The organism is Lysinibacillus sp. FSL K6-1151 (genome assembly GCF_038630755.1).
GTDB classification, from domain to species: domain Bacteria; phylum Bacillota; class Bacilli; order Bacillales_A; family Planococcaceae; genus Lysinibacillus; species Lysinibacillus fusiformis_D.
Map to the genome: position 1 here is coordinate 1,579,386 of NZ_CP152040.1, position 19,096 is coordinate 1,598,481.

At 36.8% G+C, this 19,096-nt stretch carries 16 protein-coding genes and 1 pseudogene; 10 read left to right on the forward strand and 7 right to left on the reverse strand.

Going from position 1 to position 19,096, the window contains the following annotated elements; all coding sequences use genetic code 11:
• Positions 1–32: 32 nt before the first annotated feature.
• Positions 33–242: a hypothetical protein gene (locus MHI04_RS07475; RefSeq protein WP_016995612.1), complete on the forward strand. Its 210-nt coding sequence runs from the start codon at positions 33–35 to the stop codon at positions 240–242.
• A 206-nt stretch (positions 243–448) separates the two neighbouring features.
• Positions 449–562 (forward strand): annotated as a pseudogene (locus MHI04_RS07480) (IS200/IS605 family transposase); the annotation flags it as partial.
• 30 nt (positions 563–592) lie between these two features.
• On the opposite strand, the gene MHI04_RS07485 reads toward MHI04_RS07480, so the two are convergent.
• Positions 593–1,762 (reverse strand): FtsW/RodA/SpoVE family cell cycle protein, encoded by a 1,170-nt coding sequence (locus MHI04_RS07485; RefSeq protein WP_271912815.1) that lies wholly within the window; start codon positions 1,760–1,762, stop codon positions 593–595.
• 1,083 nt (positions 1,763–2,845) lie between these two features.
• On the opposite strand from MHI04_RS07485, the gene MHI04_RS07490 reads away from it, so the two are divergent.
• The 4 genes from MHI04_RS07490 to MHI04_RS07505 all read left to right on the forward strand — a co-directional run bounded on the left by MHI04_RS07490 (position 2,846) and on the right by MHI04_RS07505 (position 7,985).
• Positions 2,846–4,219, forward strand: a complete 1,374-nt coding sequence (locus MHI04_RS07490) for an amino acid permease (protein WP_342535476.1) — start codon at positions 2,846–2,848, stop codon at positions 4,217–4,219.
• 151 nt (positions 4,220–4,370) lie between these two features.
• Entirely contained in the window at positions 4,371–5,765 is a 1,395-nt protein-coding gene (locus MHI04_RS07495; RefSeq protein ID WP_340810298.1) for a spore germination protein, read from the forward strand.
• A 25-nt stretch (positions 5,766–5,790) separates the two neighbouring features.
• A complete protein-coding gene (locus MHI04_RS07500; protein WP_058844603.1) occupies positions 5,791–6,879 on the forward strand; it encodes a GerAB/ArcD/ProY family transporter in 1,089 nt (362 codons plus the stop codon).
• A complete protein-coding gene (locus tag MHI04_RS07505) occupies positions 6,876–7,985 on the forward strand; it encodes a Ger(x)C family spore germination protein (protein ID WP_036118653.1) in 1,110 nt (369 codons plus the stop codon). Before MHI04_RS07500 ends, MHI04_RS07505 begins: the two co-directional genes overlap by 4 nt.
• A 35-nt stretch (positions 7,986–8,020) precedes the next feature.
• On the opposite strand, the gene pgeF is transcribed toward MHI04_RS07505, so the two are convergent.
• Entirely contained in the window at positions 8,021–8,785 is a 765-nt protein-coding gene (gene pgeF, locus MHI04_RS07510) for a peptidoglycan editing factor PgeF (protein ID WP_342535477.1), read from the reverse strand.
• A 162-nt stretch (positions 8,786–8,947) separates the two neighbouring features.
• Between pgeF and MHI04_RS07515 the strand changes: the two genes are divergently transcribed.
• Together MHI04_RS07515 and safA are read left to right on the forward strand one after the other, a co-directional pair.
• Complete coding sequence (locus MHI04_RS07515; protein ID WP_342535478.1) at positions 8,948–9,574, forward strand: hypothetical protein; 627 nt, start codon at positions 8,948–8,950, stop codon at positions 9,572–9,574.
• Between the two features lie 231 nt (positions 9,575–9,805).
• Complete coding sequence (gene safA, locus MHI04_RS07520) at positions 9,806–10,414, forward strand: SafA/ExsA family spore coat assembly protein (RefSeq protein ID WP_342535479.1); 609 nt, start codon at positions 9,806–9,808, stop codon at positions 10,412–10,414.
• A gap of 383 nt (positions 10,415–10,797) precedes the next feature.
• On the opposite strand, the gene MHI04_RS07525 is transcribed toward safA, so the two are convergent.
• Positions 10,798–11,676, reverse strand: a complete 879-nt coding sequence (locus MHI04_RS07525; protein WP_342535763.1) for an RNA methyltransferase — start codon at positions 11,674–11,676, stop codon at positions 10,798–10,800.
• A gap of 499 nt (positions 11,677–12,175) precedes the next feature.
• On the opposite strand from MHI04_RS07525, the gene MHI04_RS07530 reads away from it, so the two are divergent.
• Together MHI04_RS07530 and MHI04_RS07535 are read left to right on the forward strand one after the other, a co-directional pair.
• Positions 12,176–13,156, forward strand: a complete 981-nt coding sequence (locus MHI04_RS07530) for a VanW family protein (RefSeq protein WP_340808738.1) — start codon at positions 12,176–12,178, stop codon at positions 13,154–13,156.
• Between the two features lie 102 nt (positions 13,157–13,258).
• Positions 13,259–14,083, forward strand: a complete 825-nt coding sequence (locus MHI04_RS07535; protein WP_342535480.1) for a methyl-accepting chemotaxis protein — start codon at positions 13,259–13,261, stop codon at positions 14,081–14,083.
• Positions 14,084–14,136: 53 nt separating this feature from the next.
• Here the strand turns inward: MHI04_RS07535 and MHI04_RS07540 are convergent, their stop codons facing one another.
• From MHI04_RS07540 to MHI04_RS07555, 4 genes are all read right to left on the reverse strand, one after another.
• Entirely contained in the window at positions 14,137–14,754 is a 618-nt protein-coding gene (locus MHI04_RS07540) for an HAD-IA family hydrolase (RefSeq protein WP_058844609.1), read from the reverse strand.
• Positions 14,755–15,326: 572 nt separating this feature from the next.
• A complete protein-coding gene (locus MHI04_RS07545) occupies positions 15,327–16,718 on the reverse strand; it encodes a DHA2 family efflux MFS transporter permease subunit (protein ID WP_342535481.1) in 1,392 nt (463 codons plus the stop codon).
• A 362-nt stretch (positions 16,719–17,080) separates the two neighbouring features.
• Positions 17,081–17,857, reverse strand: a complete 777-nt coding sequence (locus MHI04_RS07550) for a YibE/F family protein (RefSeq protein WP_089933242.1) — start codon at positions 17,855–17,857, stop codon at positions 17,081–17,083.
• Entirely contained in the window at positions 17,854–18,978 is a 1,125-nt protein-coding gene (locus tag MHI04_RS07555) for a YibE/F family protein (RefSeq protein WP_051891584.1), read from the reverse strand. Before MHI04_RS07555 ends, MHI04_RS07550 begins: the two co-directional genes overlap by 4 nt.
• Positions 18,979–19,096 lie beyond the last annotated feature (118 nt).

Here is a 19,096-nt window from a genome sequence, read left to right on the forward strand (position 1 = left end):
AAGACATTTTTAAAAGAAGGTGAGGTGATGACATGTCTGAATTCCAACAAAGCACAGAGGAAATCCAAAAAGTAGATCATTATTTAGATAGTGGCTTTAAAATCAAATATGTCTACGAAAATTTAAGTGGGATGTTTGTAGAATTTGCTCGTCAGGAAGAAGTGACATTGTTGCAAATTCTGACAGCGGATGCACGTAAATACTTCTCTGCAAAATTACAAGAACAAACATTATTACAATAATGACCTACACTCTATTCCTTTCAATGAGATGGGAATAGAGTTTTTTGTATCTTTTGAAACGATGCGAGGGTTCCAAAGAGCTTCTAGCTATAGACAAGAAAAAACCCCCCTTTCGTACAATGAGGTCTGGTCAATCAACTTCGTACGAAAGGGAATCCAAATGGATTATAAAAGTTTAGCACACAACATGGAATTGTAAGTATTAAATCGTCTTTGCTCCCCAGTATAGAAGACAGATTATTTATGGGCAAATCAAAGCAGATATAGGTAAAGTTTTACGCCAGATGGTAAGCATAAGAAAGCTACTCCTGCTAGAAGCAGTAATACTAAAAGCTTATACATTTCATTACTTATTCCTTTGTTGCTTTAAACATATAGCCGCTATAAGATTTGTAGATAATCATCACAATACCCATTAGCATAAAATTTGATATTAGTGAACTTCCACCATAGCTTAAAAATGGCAGTGTCATACCAGTTACTGGTAGAAGTCCAATGGTCATACCAATATTTTGGGTAATTTGGAAGGCCAATAAGCTAGAAATTCCTGCACCCATCAGTGTCATAAATGGGTCTCTTGCTTGTACTGTAATAACAACAATACGGTAAATAACAAAAAATAAAAGTGCAATTATAAATGATCCTCCAATAAAGCCTAGCTCTTCGGCAATATTCGCAAAAATAAAATCAGTATGTTTCTCCACGACATAAACATTATTGTTCATGTATCCTTTCCCAGTAAACTCACCTGTACCAATTGCTAAAAACCCCTGCCTCGTTTGATAAGAAGAATCTGGATATTCATATGGCTGTAACCAACCATGAATTCGAGAAATTTGATGCCCTGATAATTTATTTAAAATTTTATCTGTAAAAAAATCGTGGGATTTTATATATAAAAGTACCACAACACTAATAATTGATAGAGGGACGGCTGTAAAGATGACAAGCAATTTTCTTTGTATACCTGAAAAGAAAATCATTGGTAAAATCATCGACATATAAAGCATGACCATGCCTGTATCAGGTTGCTTGTAAACGGCGAGCATCGGTGGAAGAGATATAATAGCAATTATGAAGAGAAGCCTCATATCCGTGAAAAAGGTAGGACGTTCGTATTTCTCTCGATGTGCGACGATAACCTTGCTGACAACGATTAAAAAGGCGAACTTTAAAAACTCTGACGGCTGAAATGATCCTAGCAAAGGAATTTGGTACCAGCGCTTCGCCTCGTTTATAGTTCTAGCTATACTTTCAGGTGCAATGAATAAGCTAAATGTTAATAACACCATTATCCAATAAAACGGCCAGCCAATTTTTTTAAGCTGTTCAATATCAAGTATGGCTATCCCATACATAGTTAAAAATCCGATTATGTAATAAATAAACTGCTTTATAATAAATGAGCTTGAATACTGTTCGAACACCGTACTACTGGAATGGACAAAGAGACAACTAATCATACCTAGTAGCATCAAGCTAATTACTAAACTTTTATCCAATTTATTGAAATGTAACATTCAAATATCTCCCCTTTGTTAGAAGCAACTATTAACGATAACGATTGGTAACTATGGAAGGTTGCGACATAACGGGGTAATAAATTTGACTTCAGATTATTTTGCTTAACTATTCATCCAATTTCCACAAAAATAGAACAAGTGATTTCTAGCTATATACTTTAATTATTGGTGATATATGGATAACTGTTTTTTTGATACATATGGGAAAGACAAGCTACTTGTACTATCGAATGGATTATTAGGTATTTTTAATGTTGATAATTTAGGGAAAAGTTATACTAGCCTATTAATCAAATTAAGCGTTAAAAGAAGTCTCTACTAACCTAGTGGAGACTTCTCTTAGTGTGGAAAAACAAAACAGTCAATTGAAAGGGAGAAATGGATTTTCGTTGCAGGCTACTTGCTTTCCTGTGGGCGAGCGCCGAGCCGCTCCCTCCGCTACCGCTCCGTTTAGAGGCTCGCCTGTCTCGCTATCCCACGGGAGTCAAGTAGCCTTTCACTCCAGCCCACAAAAGTGTTACCTTTTTAGCGAAATTTTCAAATAAAGTGAAGGTGTTCACTACTTTTTATGAAGAGGTGTTGTCACGCATCACTTCTCCATATTGAAAATAAGAGCTTATTCCCTCTAAAAATAATGGGCTATTTAATCGCTATATTACTATGAAAAAAGTAAAGGCACTTTGCAGAATGGTTGATTGGAGTGGAGCCAGCGTCACTCCAAGGGGATTTAGCGTCACAGATGAGACCCTGGAGCGAGCGTAAGTGAGTGAAGCGGCTCATCGGACGCCCCCTGGAAAGGGCGCTGACGGAACGGAAATCAACCTCTCACCTTGCAAATTTGCTTTTTCTGCCGTTGACATCATCTTTTTTCAACAACATGAGAAGTCTCTACTAACCTAGTGGAGACTCCTTTGCGTTATTTAGTAAAGTTATAAAATGAAAGAACGGTATGAGCTAAATCTATCAAAATATCATTATTTTTTGTTTTTCCTAAAAATACATTTGTCTTTTTTAGAAAAATTGATTATGATTTTAAAGGTATTCAACGTAGAGAGAACATCAGAAAAGAGGCGTTAACGGGTGGCCAATAAGGAATTAAAACGAGGATTAGAAGCACGTCATATCCAAATGATTGCACTTGGCGGTACGATTGGTGTAGGGCTATTTATGGGCTCGGCCAGTGCAATTCAATGGACGGGACCTTCTGTACTCCTTGCCTATGGTATTGCAGGTATTTTTATTTTTTTCATTATGAGAGCAATGGGTGAGATGCTTTATATGGAGCCGAGTACAGGCTCTTTTGCAACGTTTGGCTATAAGTATATCCATCCTTTAGCGGGGTATTTAACAGCGTGGAGTAACTGGTTCCAATGGGTTATTGTTGGGATGTCTGAAATTATAGCAGTCGGAACGTATATGCAATACTGGTATCCAGAATTACCAGCGTGGATACCAGGTCTTATTGCGATGATTATTTTAGGTTTGGCGAACTTTATTTCTGTCAAATCATTTGGGGAATTTGAATTTTGGTTTGCGATGATTAAAATTGTCACGATCATTTTAATGATTGTAGCAGGTGTAGGGCTGATCTTCTTTGGCTTTGGCAATGATGGTATCGCCATTGGTTTATCTAATTTGTGGAGTCACGGTGGCTTCTTTACAGGTGGCTGGACAGGCTTCTTCTTTGCCTTATCTTTAGTTGTTGCTGCATATCAAGGGGTAGAGCTTATCGGGATTACGGCTGGAGAAGCAAAAAATCCACAAAAAACGATTACTAATGCCATTCAAAGTATCATTTGGCGTATTTTAATTTTCTATATCGGTGCAATCTTTGTCATTGTGACGGTGTATCCTTGGGATGAACTTGGGACAATAGGTAGTCCATTTGTGGCGACATTTGCTAAAGTAGGTATTACAGCTGCCGCAGGTATCATTAATTTTGTTGTAATCACAGCAGCTATGTCAGGCTGTAACAGTGGGATTTATAGCGCTGGACGTATGTTATATACTCTTGCGATGAATGGACAAGCACCAAAATTTTTCGCCAAGCTTTCAAGGAATGGCGTACCTTTATTTGGAACAGCAGGTGTGTTAGTCGGGCTATTCATTGGTGTCATCCTAAGCTATATTGCTCCTGAAAATTTATTTGTTTATATATATAGTGCGAGTGTTTTACCAGGAATGATTCCATGGTTTATTATTTTAATCAGTCAAATTCGCTTTAGAAAAGAGAAGGGTGCGCAACTGACTAAGCATCCTTTCAAAATGCCTTTCGCACCCATTACAAACTATGTAACGATTATCTTTTTAATCATGGTATTAGTTGGTATGTGGATTAATGATGATACACGTATATCATTAATTGTCGGTATTATTTTCCTAATCCTCGTAACAATTAGCTACTATGTGTTTGGGATTGGCAAAAACCGCTACAGTAAAGATTCTATAGAATAAGCTAGAGGGATGTATCTCAACGTGAGATGCATCCTTTTTTCTGTCTATTTTTACTAGCACAATTTTTACATAAATGAACGGATAAAAGCCAAACTACTAAAAAATGAATGACAATGACTGGTATTCATCGGAATTAAAGGGGTTGAAAGAAATGAACGAGATACCGGAACAAATTGTAGCTAAATTGACGCAGGAGATCAACGAAATTGATGATGTAAAACTGAAAATGGTGGCGACAGAAGAGGGAGATGTCACGGTCATTTATTTCTCCTCGCTCATTGAAAAAATGACCTTACAAACCATGGTGACGATTCCGTTGGCTAATAATTTAAAACAAATTCATCAAATCGCTCAATATGTGGACCCAAAGGATGTCCAGGGAGCCGTTAAAAAATTGAATGCTGGGCAAACCCTCCTTTTTTTTCATGAAACGAATGCGTTGTTAAGCGTGGATACGTATAGTGCACCGACAAGGGCCATTACAGATACTGAAACGGAGTCCACAGTAATCGGTCCACAGGATGCATTTACAGAATCATTAGAAACAAATATTTCATTGGTGAGAAGACGCATACAAAGCGCTATGCTTAAAAACGAAAACCGTGTTGTCGGGTCTGAAGCCAATATTAAAATTTCGATTATGTATATGGATAATATTGTGAGTCATAAAAATTTAGAGGATTTAAGAAATCGGATAGATCAAGTAGATTATCCATTATTTACGGATATATCTGTGCTGAAGCAATTAATTGAGGATAATCCTTTATCACCCTTTCCGCAATATTATATGACAGTTCGTCCAGATAGTATTTGCCGTTATCTTCTAGATGGTAGAATCGTCGTTTTTATGGATAATAGTCAGTTAGCAATTGTTTGTCCTACGTCTTTTTTTGAAATGTTTGTGTCGATTGAAGATTATTACAACCGATGGACAACGGCAACTTTACTAAGGATGTTACGCTTTTTTGGTTTTTTCCTAACAATTATGATTACCCCCATGTATATATCAGCTCTAACCTTTCATCCAGAAATATTGCCCTATGAATTATTATTAAATCTTCAAGAGTCGAGGAGTAAAGTACCATTTCCACCGCTGATTGAAGTGCTATTTATCGAGCTGATTATTGAAGTGTTACGAGAAGCGGGTTCTCGAATGCCTGCCAAAGTCGGTCAAACAATTGGTATCGTAGGAGGTATTGTCATTGGGACTGCTGCTGTAGAAGCGGGATTACTCAGTAATATTCTCATCGTGCTAGTTGCGACATCTGCCTTATTATCGTTCCTACCGCCGATTTTCTTAATGAGTAATACTAGTCGGTTTGTGCGCTATATTTTTATTTTATCAGCGGGGCTCTTTGGCTTATTTGGCCAGATGCTCGCCTTTGCCTGGTTAATTCATCATTTATTAAGTTTAAAATCGTTAGGGACGCATTATATGACTCCAGGCATTCCAAGAAAGCCAAGCGATTTATTGGATGGTGTCATCCGATTTCCAACTAAATACCTAAAAAGTAAATCAGGTCTTTCAAAAGCACAGAAAAAATAGAACTAGAGGAATGAGGTGGTCAACTTTGAGTACAACGAAAGACAAAGTGTTAAATCGCTATCATGTCATTTTTTTAGCTCAAAGTGTAATGCTTGGTACGGGTATCCTTTCACTACCTCAAAAATTAAGTTCTATGGGATATTCTCAAACATTTATGCCACTTTTATATGGTCTGATAGCAACTCTTACACTGTTTGCAATGGTATGGCTGTGTTCAAAATTTCCTAATGATGATTTATTTAAGATGAACGAAATACTTTTAGGAAAATATATCGGGAAAACCATCAATTTTTTCATCATTATACAATGTATTGTTTTTAGTGCAGGGATTATAAGTAACTATATGCATTTAATACAAAGTACAGCGTTACAGGAACAAACGATTACATTACCTGTACTTTGCTTTTTACTTTTGCTTATTTACATCGTAAACGGCGGTATAAAATCAATTGCAAGATTTTGTATCATGACATTTTTTATTACGATTTGGATGTTCTATTTTACACGGTGGGCGATTGAAAAAGGGAGTGTAAGTCATCTTCTACCTCTCTTTAATTTTACGACTAAAGAGTTTTATGCAGCATTCAAGCAAGGCTATTTTTCATTTCTTGGATATGAATTAATTGTATTTTATTTTCCTTTTATCATTGATAAAAAGAAGGCTTTTCGTCATTCCTTATTAGGCGTTTGGATTAGTGTTTTTTTATGTTTTATCACAACGCTTATTAGTGTGATGTATTATTCGGAATGGCAATTGAAAAATGTAGAGTTTTCGGTGTTGAATTTATTTAAAGCAGGGGAATTTACCTTTATAGAGCGTATTGATATTATTGGCATTACACTTTGGGTATTTCTGATTTTAACTTCTATGACTGCTTATGTATGGTGTGCGAAACAAGGTGCCCATGCATTATTTCCGTTACCTAAAAAAAAGAAGAATTATTACTTATATATGATTACCTGTCTGATTTTTGTCATTATTAAAATGCCTGTTTCGCGAGAGGTTCAGGATAAATTATTTATGGCAAGTAACTATATAGGGTATATCTTAATTATTTGGCCACTATTTTTAATCATGATCTACTTATTTAGGAAAAAGCAGGTGCAAGTATGAAAACACGTCTATGTATACTCAGTTTGATTGTTTTAATTTTACTTGTGGGCTGTTCTCGAAAAGAACTAAAAGTGCCATTAGAGGATATTGGCATGGTTGATTCGATGGCATTTGATTACATTGATGAAAATGAGATGAGGCTTACAGTGGCTATTCCTCAATACTCTCCAGAGGCAGAGCAGGATACGCAAAATTTTTCCATTACGACAGATCTAGTGTCCAGTGGCATAGTCAAAATAGAAAAACAATCAGATAAAAAGATTGTTTTCAATCAATTACGTGTGGTATTAGTCAATGAGGATTTTGCACGAAAAGGAAATGTCAGAAAGATTATTCAGCATTTATATCGCAATGCAGAGGTGGGAAATAAAGTGCTCATCGCTGTTGTAAAAGATAACGCAGAAGCTATTCTAAAGGGAGATTATCCTGATAAACCTAATATTAACTTTTATTTAAATGATCTATTAGAACCTAGTATTAATACAGCCTTTAATCCAAACACCAATATCCATGATTTTATGTATACAATTACGAATCCAGTAATTGATACCATTTTACCTTATATTGAAAAGCGAGGAGATAAATTAGAGGTGGAAGGTGTTGCAATTTTCAAAGGAAATCATATGCATGAACTGATTAAACCAGAGGAAGCACTGGTGATTCAAGCTTTGAATGGACGGAAAAATCTTGCTCCGTTACACTTGGACTTAAACGCAGGGCATGGGGAAGAGAAACTCATGATTGATTTAATTGAGAGCAGTGTAAAAAAAGAGAGTAATCAAAACGTGAATTCACCAAAATTAACGATTTTCTTAACAATCAAGGGTACATTAAGCGAGTATAAGGGTAAAAGAGAATCTCATTTGTTTACAGTTGAAAGCATTAGTAATTTAGAAAAAGATGTGAATAAACAGCTTGAACAGGATATTGGTGATTTTTTAGAGCGATTAAATAAAGCAGAGGTGGACCCAGCTGGCTTAAGTGAGGAATTTAGAATGTACTATCATGGGAAATGGACGACGAAAAAAACGAGGGCGCTTATTAGTAAATTAGACGTTAAAGTCCATGTAGAAACGTCCATTATTAGTACAGGTACATTAAAATAAATGGAGGCCAATTCGTCAAGAATTGGCCTTTGCAATTAGGATGTTTTCCGCATAATAAAGCTTAAATGTCTTCCTGCCTGTTTGTCCTGACGGTAGGAAAAGCCATTTGGGCTAAGGAACGTACAAGTTTCATCAATTTGAATTTTGTCAGCTGGAATACCAGCAAGCTCACATTGTTTTTTTACTGTTTGCTGATTATCAATATGATATTTATTCGTTTCTGCATTGTAGTACATAAAGTCTTCCGCATAACCAAGGCTGTGAAACTTTTCGTAGACATCTGCGTCCACCTCAAACTTTTGCTGACTCAGCGCCATACCAATTTGGACATGAAAATCCTCTGGTCGACATTGTTCTTCATTCATCAGATGCTCAAACAATTTGGGCGTTATTTCTTTGACAGTTCCTTGCCAACCTGAATGAATAACGCCAACTAGTCCGTTCACAGCATTATAAAAAATAACGGGAACGCAATCAGCCGTAAAACTACATAATAATAAATTCGGCTCTATGGTATAAAGGGCATCGGTATTTTTAACTGCTGTATCGATTTGCTCAGCACCTCGCCCTTTATCAGCTAATGTGACTTTATGAAAGTTCGCACTATGTGTTTGCTCGGTGCAAATAAAATGCTGCAAATCACAGTTCAACGTAGCGGCTAAATGCTGCCGATTGTGGATGATAGCTTGAACATTATCACAAATATGCAAAGCCATATTGTTTTGCTCTAGTTCCATATCATCTTTCAAGCTAGTCCCAGCGATAAATTGTTCATTATCCACATAAATTTTTGTTTTCATTCAATCACCTCGTTTTACTATATAGGATTACTTATGGAATGTATAGGTTGCATCTATTTGATATTTAGCTACCCCTTTACCCTTCTATTAAACTTTTAGACATAATGAATCGTTTTCCTCACATATAGTAGGAGGAATGCTATATAGGGGAGAGAGCGAACATTGACTGAACTAAACCTATTATTAATTTGCCAATTAGGAATGGGTCTGTTTTGGATAATTACATACATACTCGTGATTTATAAAGGGTGGCAAGATAAAAAATATGGAATGCCTATGGCCGCTATTTGTGCCAATATTTCATGGGAGTTTATCTTTGCTTTTATTTACCCACAAAATGATCTCCAACGATACATTACACTCATTTGGCTTGTATTGGATATCTTTATTTTAATGCAGTTTTTACGCTATGCGCCAAGTGAATATCGTAGGATACTTACTAAAAAAATATTGTATGGCTCCTTTTTGGTTACGTTACTTTTCAGCATGTTGATGATTTTTGGCATCGTCTATGAGTTTCGGGATTTTGAAGGGAAGTACACAGCATTTTTCCAAAATCTTATGATGTCAGGGTTATTTATCGCTTTATTGTTGCAAAGAGGGAACTTAGCCGGTCAATCAATGGGAATTGCCGTCTGTAAAATGGTAGGTACATTGTTTGCTGCGGTGGGCTTTTATCTCTACTTCCGTACGCCATTGATTACCATTATTTCCATGGCAACGCTCTTTTATGATGGGCTCTATATTCTACTAATTTATCGATTAAAACGTAAACAATTAGCAAAATAGGCTATTTTGAGTCATTTTAAATAGCTGAATGTATTAGTAATGTATGCCAATTACAAAAAGATTGCAACTTGATGACAAAGCATATGATGAAAAATAGCGTAATAAAGGGTTTTGTTCGTTTGTGTTGTGTCGATGTCATACAATTGTAAAAATCCTTCCAAATATTTTGTGATGATTATGGCTCTGAAACTATTTACGATAATAGTAGAGCAAACAGGAAGGATGATGAACATGTTCAAAAAAATAAAAAAAGCAACACTCTCTTCAGTAATCGCAGCTTCATTATTAGTACCAGCAGCGGCAATGGCAGCCGAATCCTATACAGTGACATCTGGTGACACACTTTGGAAAATAGCGTTGAAAACTGAGACAGGCGTACAAGAATTAATAGATGCCAATCCACAGCTTGCCAATCCGAATCAAATTTCCCCTGGGCAAAAAATCAATATCCCTGTAAAGGAACAGGCCACGGTTGAGCAAGAGGTTGTTAAACTTGTTAATGCAGAACGCGCCAAAGCAGGTCTGCCAGCATTACAGGAAAATTGGGAGCTATCCCGAGTAGCCAAATATAAATCTCAAGATATGCATGATAAACAGTACTTTGACCATACAAGCCCAACATATGGTACACCTTTTACCATGATGAAAAACTTTGGTATTACGTACAAAGCTGCTGGTGAAAATATTGCAAAAGGTCAACGCTCAGCTCAAGAAGTTGTAACAGCTTGGATGAACAGTGCAGGACATCGTGCCAATATTCTCAATAAAAGCTATACCCATATCGGTGTAGGCTATGTGCAGGATGGTCATTATTGGACACAAATGTTTATTCAAAAATAAAATAGGACCCTGTTCTGTACTTGAGCTTTTTTACAAGAGTTAAAAATGATAGAGCATCTACTGGCTCATTTGATAGCTAGTAGATGCTCTTTTTTACGTAAACTTTGAACGTCATTTCTGTTGCTTCGCGAGTAATCCTCTTTCTTCACGGGAATTCATCTTGCTTATAGACAATAAGGCGTGCTAATTAGTAGAAATAACTTTTCATGCGATACGGCTGAAAGTTAGTAATTAAAATTCCGATGATTTCTCTATAAATTAGAATGGACGAAGGTTTTCAGTTAAGATTCTATATTAAAAGTTGCACAACAATATATTAACCCTGTTCTAAAATTAGGACAGGGTTAACATTATTTTATTGTCCTTCACCATATAGGTGTTTCTCATTTACATAAAATAATTTGACGTAAAAAAGACTGTTTTTTAGCAATACATCGGTCAACTATCTCGAATCCAGCTTCTTCAATTAAGTCATCAATCGTATCAATTGTGGCAATAATAATTTTATCTGAAATTCGTCGAGCGTGCTTTAGTATCTCACTTTGTTCTTCCCTTGATGCGTGAGTAAATAAGTTATATGGTAAATCAACAATCGCTACATCATAGTGCTCCGTTACCTCTGAAATCGGTCCTAGTGTAATTTTACCTTCTAGTCCGAAATAAGTGATATTACTTCTGGAACCCTGACATACATGATAATTAATGTCTCGACCTTCAATATCAATTCCCATTGAAAGTCCCTCTATTATGACAGTTCCTATTCCACAACAGGGATCGATAGCACGTACATTTTCTATATGTGGAACTGCAATATTAGTAATAGCACGAGCAACTCTTGTGCTCAATGCGGTTGAATAATTTTGTGGCTTCTGTTTATGTTTAAGCCAAATGGGTTCACTTTTTGTATAGTTGCCAAAATACCAACGACCGTCTAACGTAATAATCCCCAAGATAATTTCTGGATTGTCTAAATCTGGTGCTCCGTTAATCGACAATCCAATTTCTCTTTCAATTTTACGACGCTCTGCATGGTTTATCTTATTAGTAGTATTTATGACCATTTTATTTAAACTAATTACTTTGTAAGTGTTTTCTCCTACATTGAAATGCTTAAGACGATCCTTTAATACGTCTAAATCATTCTCTTCATATAATATCTCAAGTCTCTCTTCAATAAATGGGCTACGGCTTGGATCAATTTTAACATCGCTAATTAAATAGTTTGAGTCAGAATCTTTTCCAAAAAATGAGCGCATCTCCATTCTACATAAATCATATTCATCAATATGATGAATATAAGTGTAGATATACTTATCACGTATTTTTAAATCATTAGTCAATTTATTTTTCTTCCTTTAAATTCCAGATTTTATTTGTGGGAAATGTAGTTATAAGTAGTGTTTTAATATAAAACAAAATTTAGTCATTTATTTTAATCTAAAGAATCATTCTACTAAACTTTAGCCTTATATGCCATTTTATTTCTTTGAGAAGTAATGTTTTTAGGCTGTATAAATGATTCATGCGGAATAATCTTATCTAAATTAAGATAGCGAAGAGAAAATAGCTGCACCAAATAGTACTTATAATCCTCTATCGTCTAAAGGTTTATTCAATCATAAAATTTCACAGGTAATGGTGGCCTTCATATAGTGTGTTTTTGCAGTATTGACAAATAAAAATCATCAAAAAACAACACACTATGAGCAATCTACGAATAAGATGTCTCTGTAGTATGAAGATAGAGGTAGGTGTTCATGGTTGAGAAAGAAGTGGCTGGCTATATGCGGCATTATCTGTACGCTTGGGCTAGTAGGATGTCAGGACAAAGCGGCAAACGATAACAAGCTAGAACAAGAAATTCAACAACATGAAGAAGCTCAGCAGTCTGTTACGTATGAACAAGAGCACCCAATTGAGCCTATTGTAGAGCTTATTGATCCCGTAACAGAGCAGATGGTTCAAACAATCTCTCCTAAGGAATTTGGCTTTGACACAGATCCGCAAGCTTATTACCAGCAGCTAGAACAATTAGCAAAGGAATTGGCGAGAGGAACAGACACAATGACTGGCTATGATCAACGAATGGTGCTCGATCGATTGGGAGAAGAAGGGCAAGTAATCAAAGGAAGACCGCAAACTATTTTAAAAGAAAGCGAATTAGTAGAGCGAATTCTAGAGGCTTCAACGACGGGTGGTCAAGTGGAAATGCCGCTCTATGTAACAGAAAGTGGCTATTATTTAGAGGATCTTCCTTTATTAGAGGATGTCGTTGTTGCATCCTATACGACATATTTCAATAGCACAGATAGTGGAAGAAATAAAAACATCGAGCTGTCGGCTAGGGCAATCAATAATGTCATTGTAGGTAGTGGTGATTATTTTTCTTTTAATACGATTGTGGGTCCGAGGGATGAAGCGAATGGCTATCAACCTGCACCGGAAATTATTAATAAGAAGGTAGTCATGGGGATTGGCGGTGGAATCTGTCAAACGTCTTCAACCCTGTTTAATGCTGTCGATCAAATTCCAATTAACTATGTGGAACGTCATCACCATTCCTTAGATGTGGGGTATGTGCCAAAGGGAAGAGATGCTACTGTTTCCTACGGCAGTTTAGACTTTAGGTTCCAAAACACGAATGATGTACCATTTTTAATAAAGGCTACCTATGGCAATGATTTTCTAACAATTGAAATCAGAACGGCAGCGAAATATGTAGAAAAATTGACAAAGTCATAATGGCATGACAAGACACCACTGGACGTTGGTGTCTTTTTTTAAGTGACATGATATAGTTAAATTGAGATATTTTACAAAAGCTTTGGGAGAAGGGGGAAGACAATGCATCCAAAACTACAGGCAGCGATTGATTCGATTGATTTATACCAAGCAACTTATCCAGAGGATGCTTGTGTCATCGTGGCAGATAGAGAGAAAGTTCTTGCCTATAAACCGGGGAAACGTGTTGATTTAAAAGTAGGGATTGGTGAACCAGTACATAAATATCGAGGGACTGCAACGGAAATAGCCTTAAGCTCAGGCCGCTTTGTGAAAGAAGAGCGCGGGGCGGAAGGGTTTGGCATGGCATACATTGCCTCTGCACAGCCTATTTTTGACGGAGGTCAGGTAATTGGTGTAGTAAGTGCCATTATTTCCAATGAAAAAATGGATAGTATGCGCTTGTTGGCAACTGAGCTTTCAAGTGCTGTTGAAGAAATGACGACTACCAATGAAGGATTAGCTACTTCCAGTATGGATGTGTCCAATCGTTTAGAGGAATTATCGAACTTCTCGGAATCGATGGCAAGTGATATTAAGCAGATTAATGACATTGTGAATTTAGTAAAGGATTTGGCTATGAAATCCAAAATTCTCGGCTTGAATGCATCCATTGAAGCAGCACGTTCAGGTGAGCATGGTCGTGGCTTTGCCGTGGTTGCTTCAGAAATACAAAAAATGTCCCAAAGCAGTACAGAAAGTGCTGATAGCATTACAGTGCAACTAGAAAATATTAAACAATCCATCGATCAAGTCAATGCGTCAGCAAATCAAATTTCTGCGTTTACACAGCAATTTGCTGCGAGTATGCATGAATTAACAGATGCCTATAAAGGGGTTAATAGCACGGCAGAAAAGCTCATGCAGATTAGTGAGACGAAAGGATAATAATATAAAAAAAGGATAATAGACAGGTAACATGCTATTATCCTTCCCCATAATTAAATAATCTCTAAAATTTCCTGTGGTGTAGCGACCTTATATTCAGGATTTTCGTTTTGCACGACCTCTATGGCATCATAGCCCCATTCTACCCATACAATCGGGACACCTGCTTTCTTACAAGCCACGATATCCCTTTGTTCATCCCCAATATATAACACGTCAGCTGAGTTGACATTTGAGTCCTTTAAAAACTTTTTCATCACTTTATCCTTGCCAAAAATTCGATTGGAGCAAAGAACATCTGCTACACAGTGAATACCGTTCATTTTAAGAAATGCTAAAATATTTTCCTTAGAATTAGAGGAAATAATAATGATTTTATAGCCTCTCTTATCAATTTCCATCAGGACTTCCTTCATTCCATCAAAAAGATGAACATCATTTAATGATTGACGATACAATTTATAAAATTGCGGTAAAATCATGGGCAATTTATACATTGGGAAATCAAATAATTTACTGCGTTCAGAAATCGATAATTTTTTCAGTGTATCAATTTCCTTTAATTCGATGCCTTTAAATTTATATTTTTGCGCTAATGTATTCCATGCTGATGCAAACACTGCGGTTGAATCTGCCAGTGTTCCATCAAAATCAAAGATAATATGCTTCATTGCCAATTTTCTCCTTTTCCATCTCGTTGTAATTGACGTTTTATCTTAATTCAGCAAGTGTTTTTTGTACCAAAAGTGAAGCAGTACTTTAGAGAAAGAAAAATACTTGTGTTGTTTTCTCCAATGGGTGTTCAAATGCCCGCTAAAAAAGCTGAACTCAGGCTAAGAACGCCACATCTTGTGCCATATCTGAGTAATCATCATCATGTTAACCTGAAGCCTCGGCGGAAGTCACTGATTTTGAAGTTGACCTGCACGATGCAAGTCAGTTAACTGTCACAAGACGTGATGGTCTGAGGTTAACATTCTACTCATCAGCTCGAAAAAACGGGGCGCAAAGTTGATCTGCGCGAAAATGCAGAATCAGCGGCAATTACGTCAAAGGCGTAATTGATGTTTAAAGATATGACATAGGATGGGCGACCTAGTGTAGTGCATCATGAAACAACAACTATTTTGAGCGTACGTAAACATCTTATGGTAAATATTATCAGAAAATACTGCGATTGCAACGGAAATGACATAACAAAAGGAGGTGCCTTAAAATTCCTTCGAGACACCTCCCTTCTATACTAAAATGATTGAGTTTTTTTCAAAAAGAAAGAGAGTATGACATTGATGATTGCCAGAGCAAAACTGATTGCAAAGACAAATGCAGAGCCTGAAGCCGCCGCCTCTTGAGCATTAGTTGTACTGTCAGTTAAGAATTGCTGTTGCTTAGCTGAGAACAAGGAGACCATTACAGCAATGCCTATGGCACCTGATACTTGTTGAGAGGTTTGTGTAATCGCAATACCATCAGGAAAATATTGTCTTGGCAAAGCATTGAGCGTATTCGTTTGGACAGAGGCTAATACCATACCAACCCCAAGCATCATGATGATATGTGTTAACACTAATGCCCAAGTAGCTGTTTCGGTACCATTTAAAGCATAAAGTCCATAGCCAATCACAACAAGTATGGTTCCGGGGGTAATGATTGCACGTGGTCCGTATTTATCGAAGTATTTACCGATGGTTGGTGCTAATAGGCAGTTTAGTAGACTACCAGGGAGCATCATTAAACCTGTTACAAAGGCCGATACCAAAAGTGCCGTTTGCATATACATCGGGAGCACCACTAGCATAGACAGCATATTGAAGAAGGTAATCATATTCATCAGAAGACCCAATACGAACATTGGATACTGGAAAGCTCTCAAATTTAACATAGGATGGTCCATTTTTGATTGACGCAACACAAATAAACATAAGGCAATTACACCTAGTAAAATGGTGCTAAGTACGTTGATGCTTGTCCAACCCAATTCTCCACCGCTACTTACACCATAGACGATGCCACCAAAGCCAATCGTAGATAAGATAATAGACCATATATCTATAGCAAGCTGCTTTCTTTCATTCACATTGGGAATAAAGATAAAACCAAAAATGATCGAGAATAATAAGAAGGGGACAGTAACCCAAAATATCCAGTGCCAGGATAGCGTATCTAAAATCATCCCTGCTAATGTCGGGCCGAAAGCGGGTCCTGCTAAAATGACGAGACCCATCATCCCCATAGCACTACCACGTTTATTAGCTGGAAAAATCGTGAAAATCACATTTTGCGTTAATGGTAATATAATCGCTAAACCTGCAGCTTGAATAACACGTGCTATAAGTAAGACAGCAAAGATTGGTGCAACAGCGGCAAGTATGGTACCAATTATGGAAAAGAGTAAAGAGATTATAAACATTTGGCGAGTGGTAAATTTTTGCATTAAAATGCCTGTAACAGGTACTAAAATGCCTAATGTGAGAAAATAGCCTGTTGCTAGCCATTGGATAGTTGTGGCATCCACGCTGAAAAGTTGGCTAAGTTCCCCTAGTGCAATATTTAATGCTGTCTCACTAAATAGCCCTACAAAGCCGGCTACTAAGAGAGCAGCCATAATTGGACCTGTTTTTATTTCCTTATTCACTGTAAAAACTCCTTCAAAAATGTTCAACTTTCATAGAATATATATAAACAGAATATTCGGAAAAATAAAGTTGCGATGCTTCTACTATTTCATGTTCTGCATTATAAAAAAGTCTATGAAGATATAATCGTGATGTCGATTATCAGCGATCATGATTCCTTTTAGCTAGTACACCTCCGCGATACTAACTGCTCTGTTTTTTACTATAGCAAAAAAAAATTCTCAAATGTAAGTACTAATTTGAGCGATTACTATACGATTTCATCATTTAGACACATTTTTTTGAGATAGCATTCATTTTTTGAAGGAGAGGAGGAGATTTGTCCAGACCTCTCACAAACGAGTGATAGGTCTGAACTCTTTTATGAGAGCTTTTCGGTTTTTTCACGTGTTCGAATTAAGTAATAGGCATTGACGGAGGAGGCGATCGGAATAATCAGTGCAATACCGATGCCAGCACAAAAAATAGTCGTCATTTCAGCACTAAAAACCTTGGAGTTGACGATTTCACCAATCGAATAGGAGAGATCTTTGAACCATATTAATAAGCTTAAATAGCCACCAAAGAAAGCGAAGAATAACGTATTCGTATCGGTTCCTAAAATATCTCTCCCGATATTTAAGCCAGATGTAAATAATTTCTTTCTACTAATCGAAGGGTTACGATAAAAAATCTCATGCATGGAAGTAGCAATGGAAATAGCGACATCCATAATTGCTCCAATCGTACTCATAATAATGACGGAGGCACCAATCTGCACAAAATCAACACCAATATAAAGGGAAAAGATGCTTATTTCTTCTGTTGATTCTTCACCAAATCCTTGAATCATCAACTTTTTCGTTACAAATGTAATAAAAAGAAGTAAGACAACAATCGTCACCATAGTAGAGATAAATGCTGTAATGGTTTTACTGTTTGTTTTATTGATATAGAAAAGGCTAATACAACTAATAATTGTACAGGCAACGAACGTTAAGATGATGGGGCTATTTTTAGGGTTGGTCATTAAAAAGATCGTCACAAAGAGCACACCGAAATTTAGGAATAAAGAAAGAAACGAACGTACACCTTGCTTCCCGCCAATTGCGACCATCAATAGACATAAAATAAAAGCTAATAACACAATTACATTCATTCTTGAACCCTCTTTCGATTAATGAAAAATAGAGCAGTATACTGACTGATCGGAATCGTGAGGACAACCCCAATACCACCTGCTAAGGCGCGAGCTAATTCTAAAGAAAGATTCAAGGACAGCGTGAGTCCTAAAGTAGAAGAATTTTTCAAATAGAGAATAACCATCGGTATGGAGCCGCAAAGGTAGGCAAAGAACAAAATACTCGTAATGGTGCCCATAATATCTTTCCCGATTTCATGCCCTGAAGATTTAAGTGCCTTCACAGAAATAGTAGGGTCTTGTTCATATAAAGCAAAGATTGAAGAAGCCATCGTAATAGAGACATCCATGACAGCCCCAAGTGAGCCAATAAATAAGCCAGCCATAAAGACTGTACGATAGGGGCGTGTTAAAAATTGCATTTCTTCATAGCGAAGACCGTTTTCACCAGTTAACCACATCACGACAGAGCTAATGATGAGTGCCATAACGGTTCCTAAAAGTGTAGACACAATAGCTGCATACGTTTTCGTGTTCAAGCCGCTAATCAGTAACAACGAAATGATCGTAAATAGAAGAGCGCAAATACCACTGATGACTAACAAGCTCAGGTTACCATGTTTCACATATAAATCTAACGCGAATGATAAAATCAATGCATTAACAATTAAACTAATGATGGAAAACAAGCCTTGTCTTTTTCCTATAAGGAGTAAGACAAAAATAAAAATCCACGCAATCATGAGAAGGGTTTGATCTCGTTTTAAATCGAGAATGGTCCCAGTTAGCCCTGACTGTGATGCGTGATTATCTATGGAGACAAAGATTTCATTGCCCACTCGGTATTCTTGATCGAAAGCTCCAGAGGCGGAATAGTCATTCGTCAAATGGATGGATTGCCCTTTATGTGGTCCATTTTGTATCACGGCTGTAATATGCTGTGTAAATAAATAATCATCATTATCATACATATCTGTCATTGGTTCTGATTCTGCTACATCAGCTTTTATCACCTCAGCAATCGGTCGATCATAAAATGATTCATTATGATGAACGAACACAATCGAAAGCACGCAGCAGAGCATTAATAAGGCATAGAAAATACCTTGCTTCAATGGGATGTTTTTAAAAAATAGCAAGTAAATGACCTCCAAAGTGCTGGACTGAATTGTCACTTGTAAAGGAACGTTTTAGTGAAAGGGAAGTTCCATGCACAGTTTAAATGTTATCAGTTTAATGATTTCGTTTACATTTATC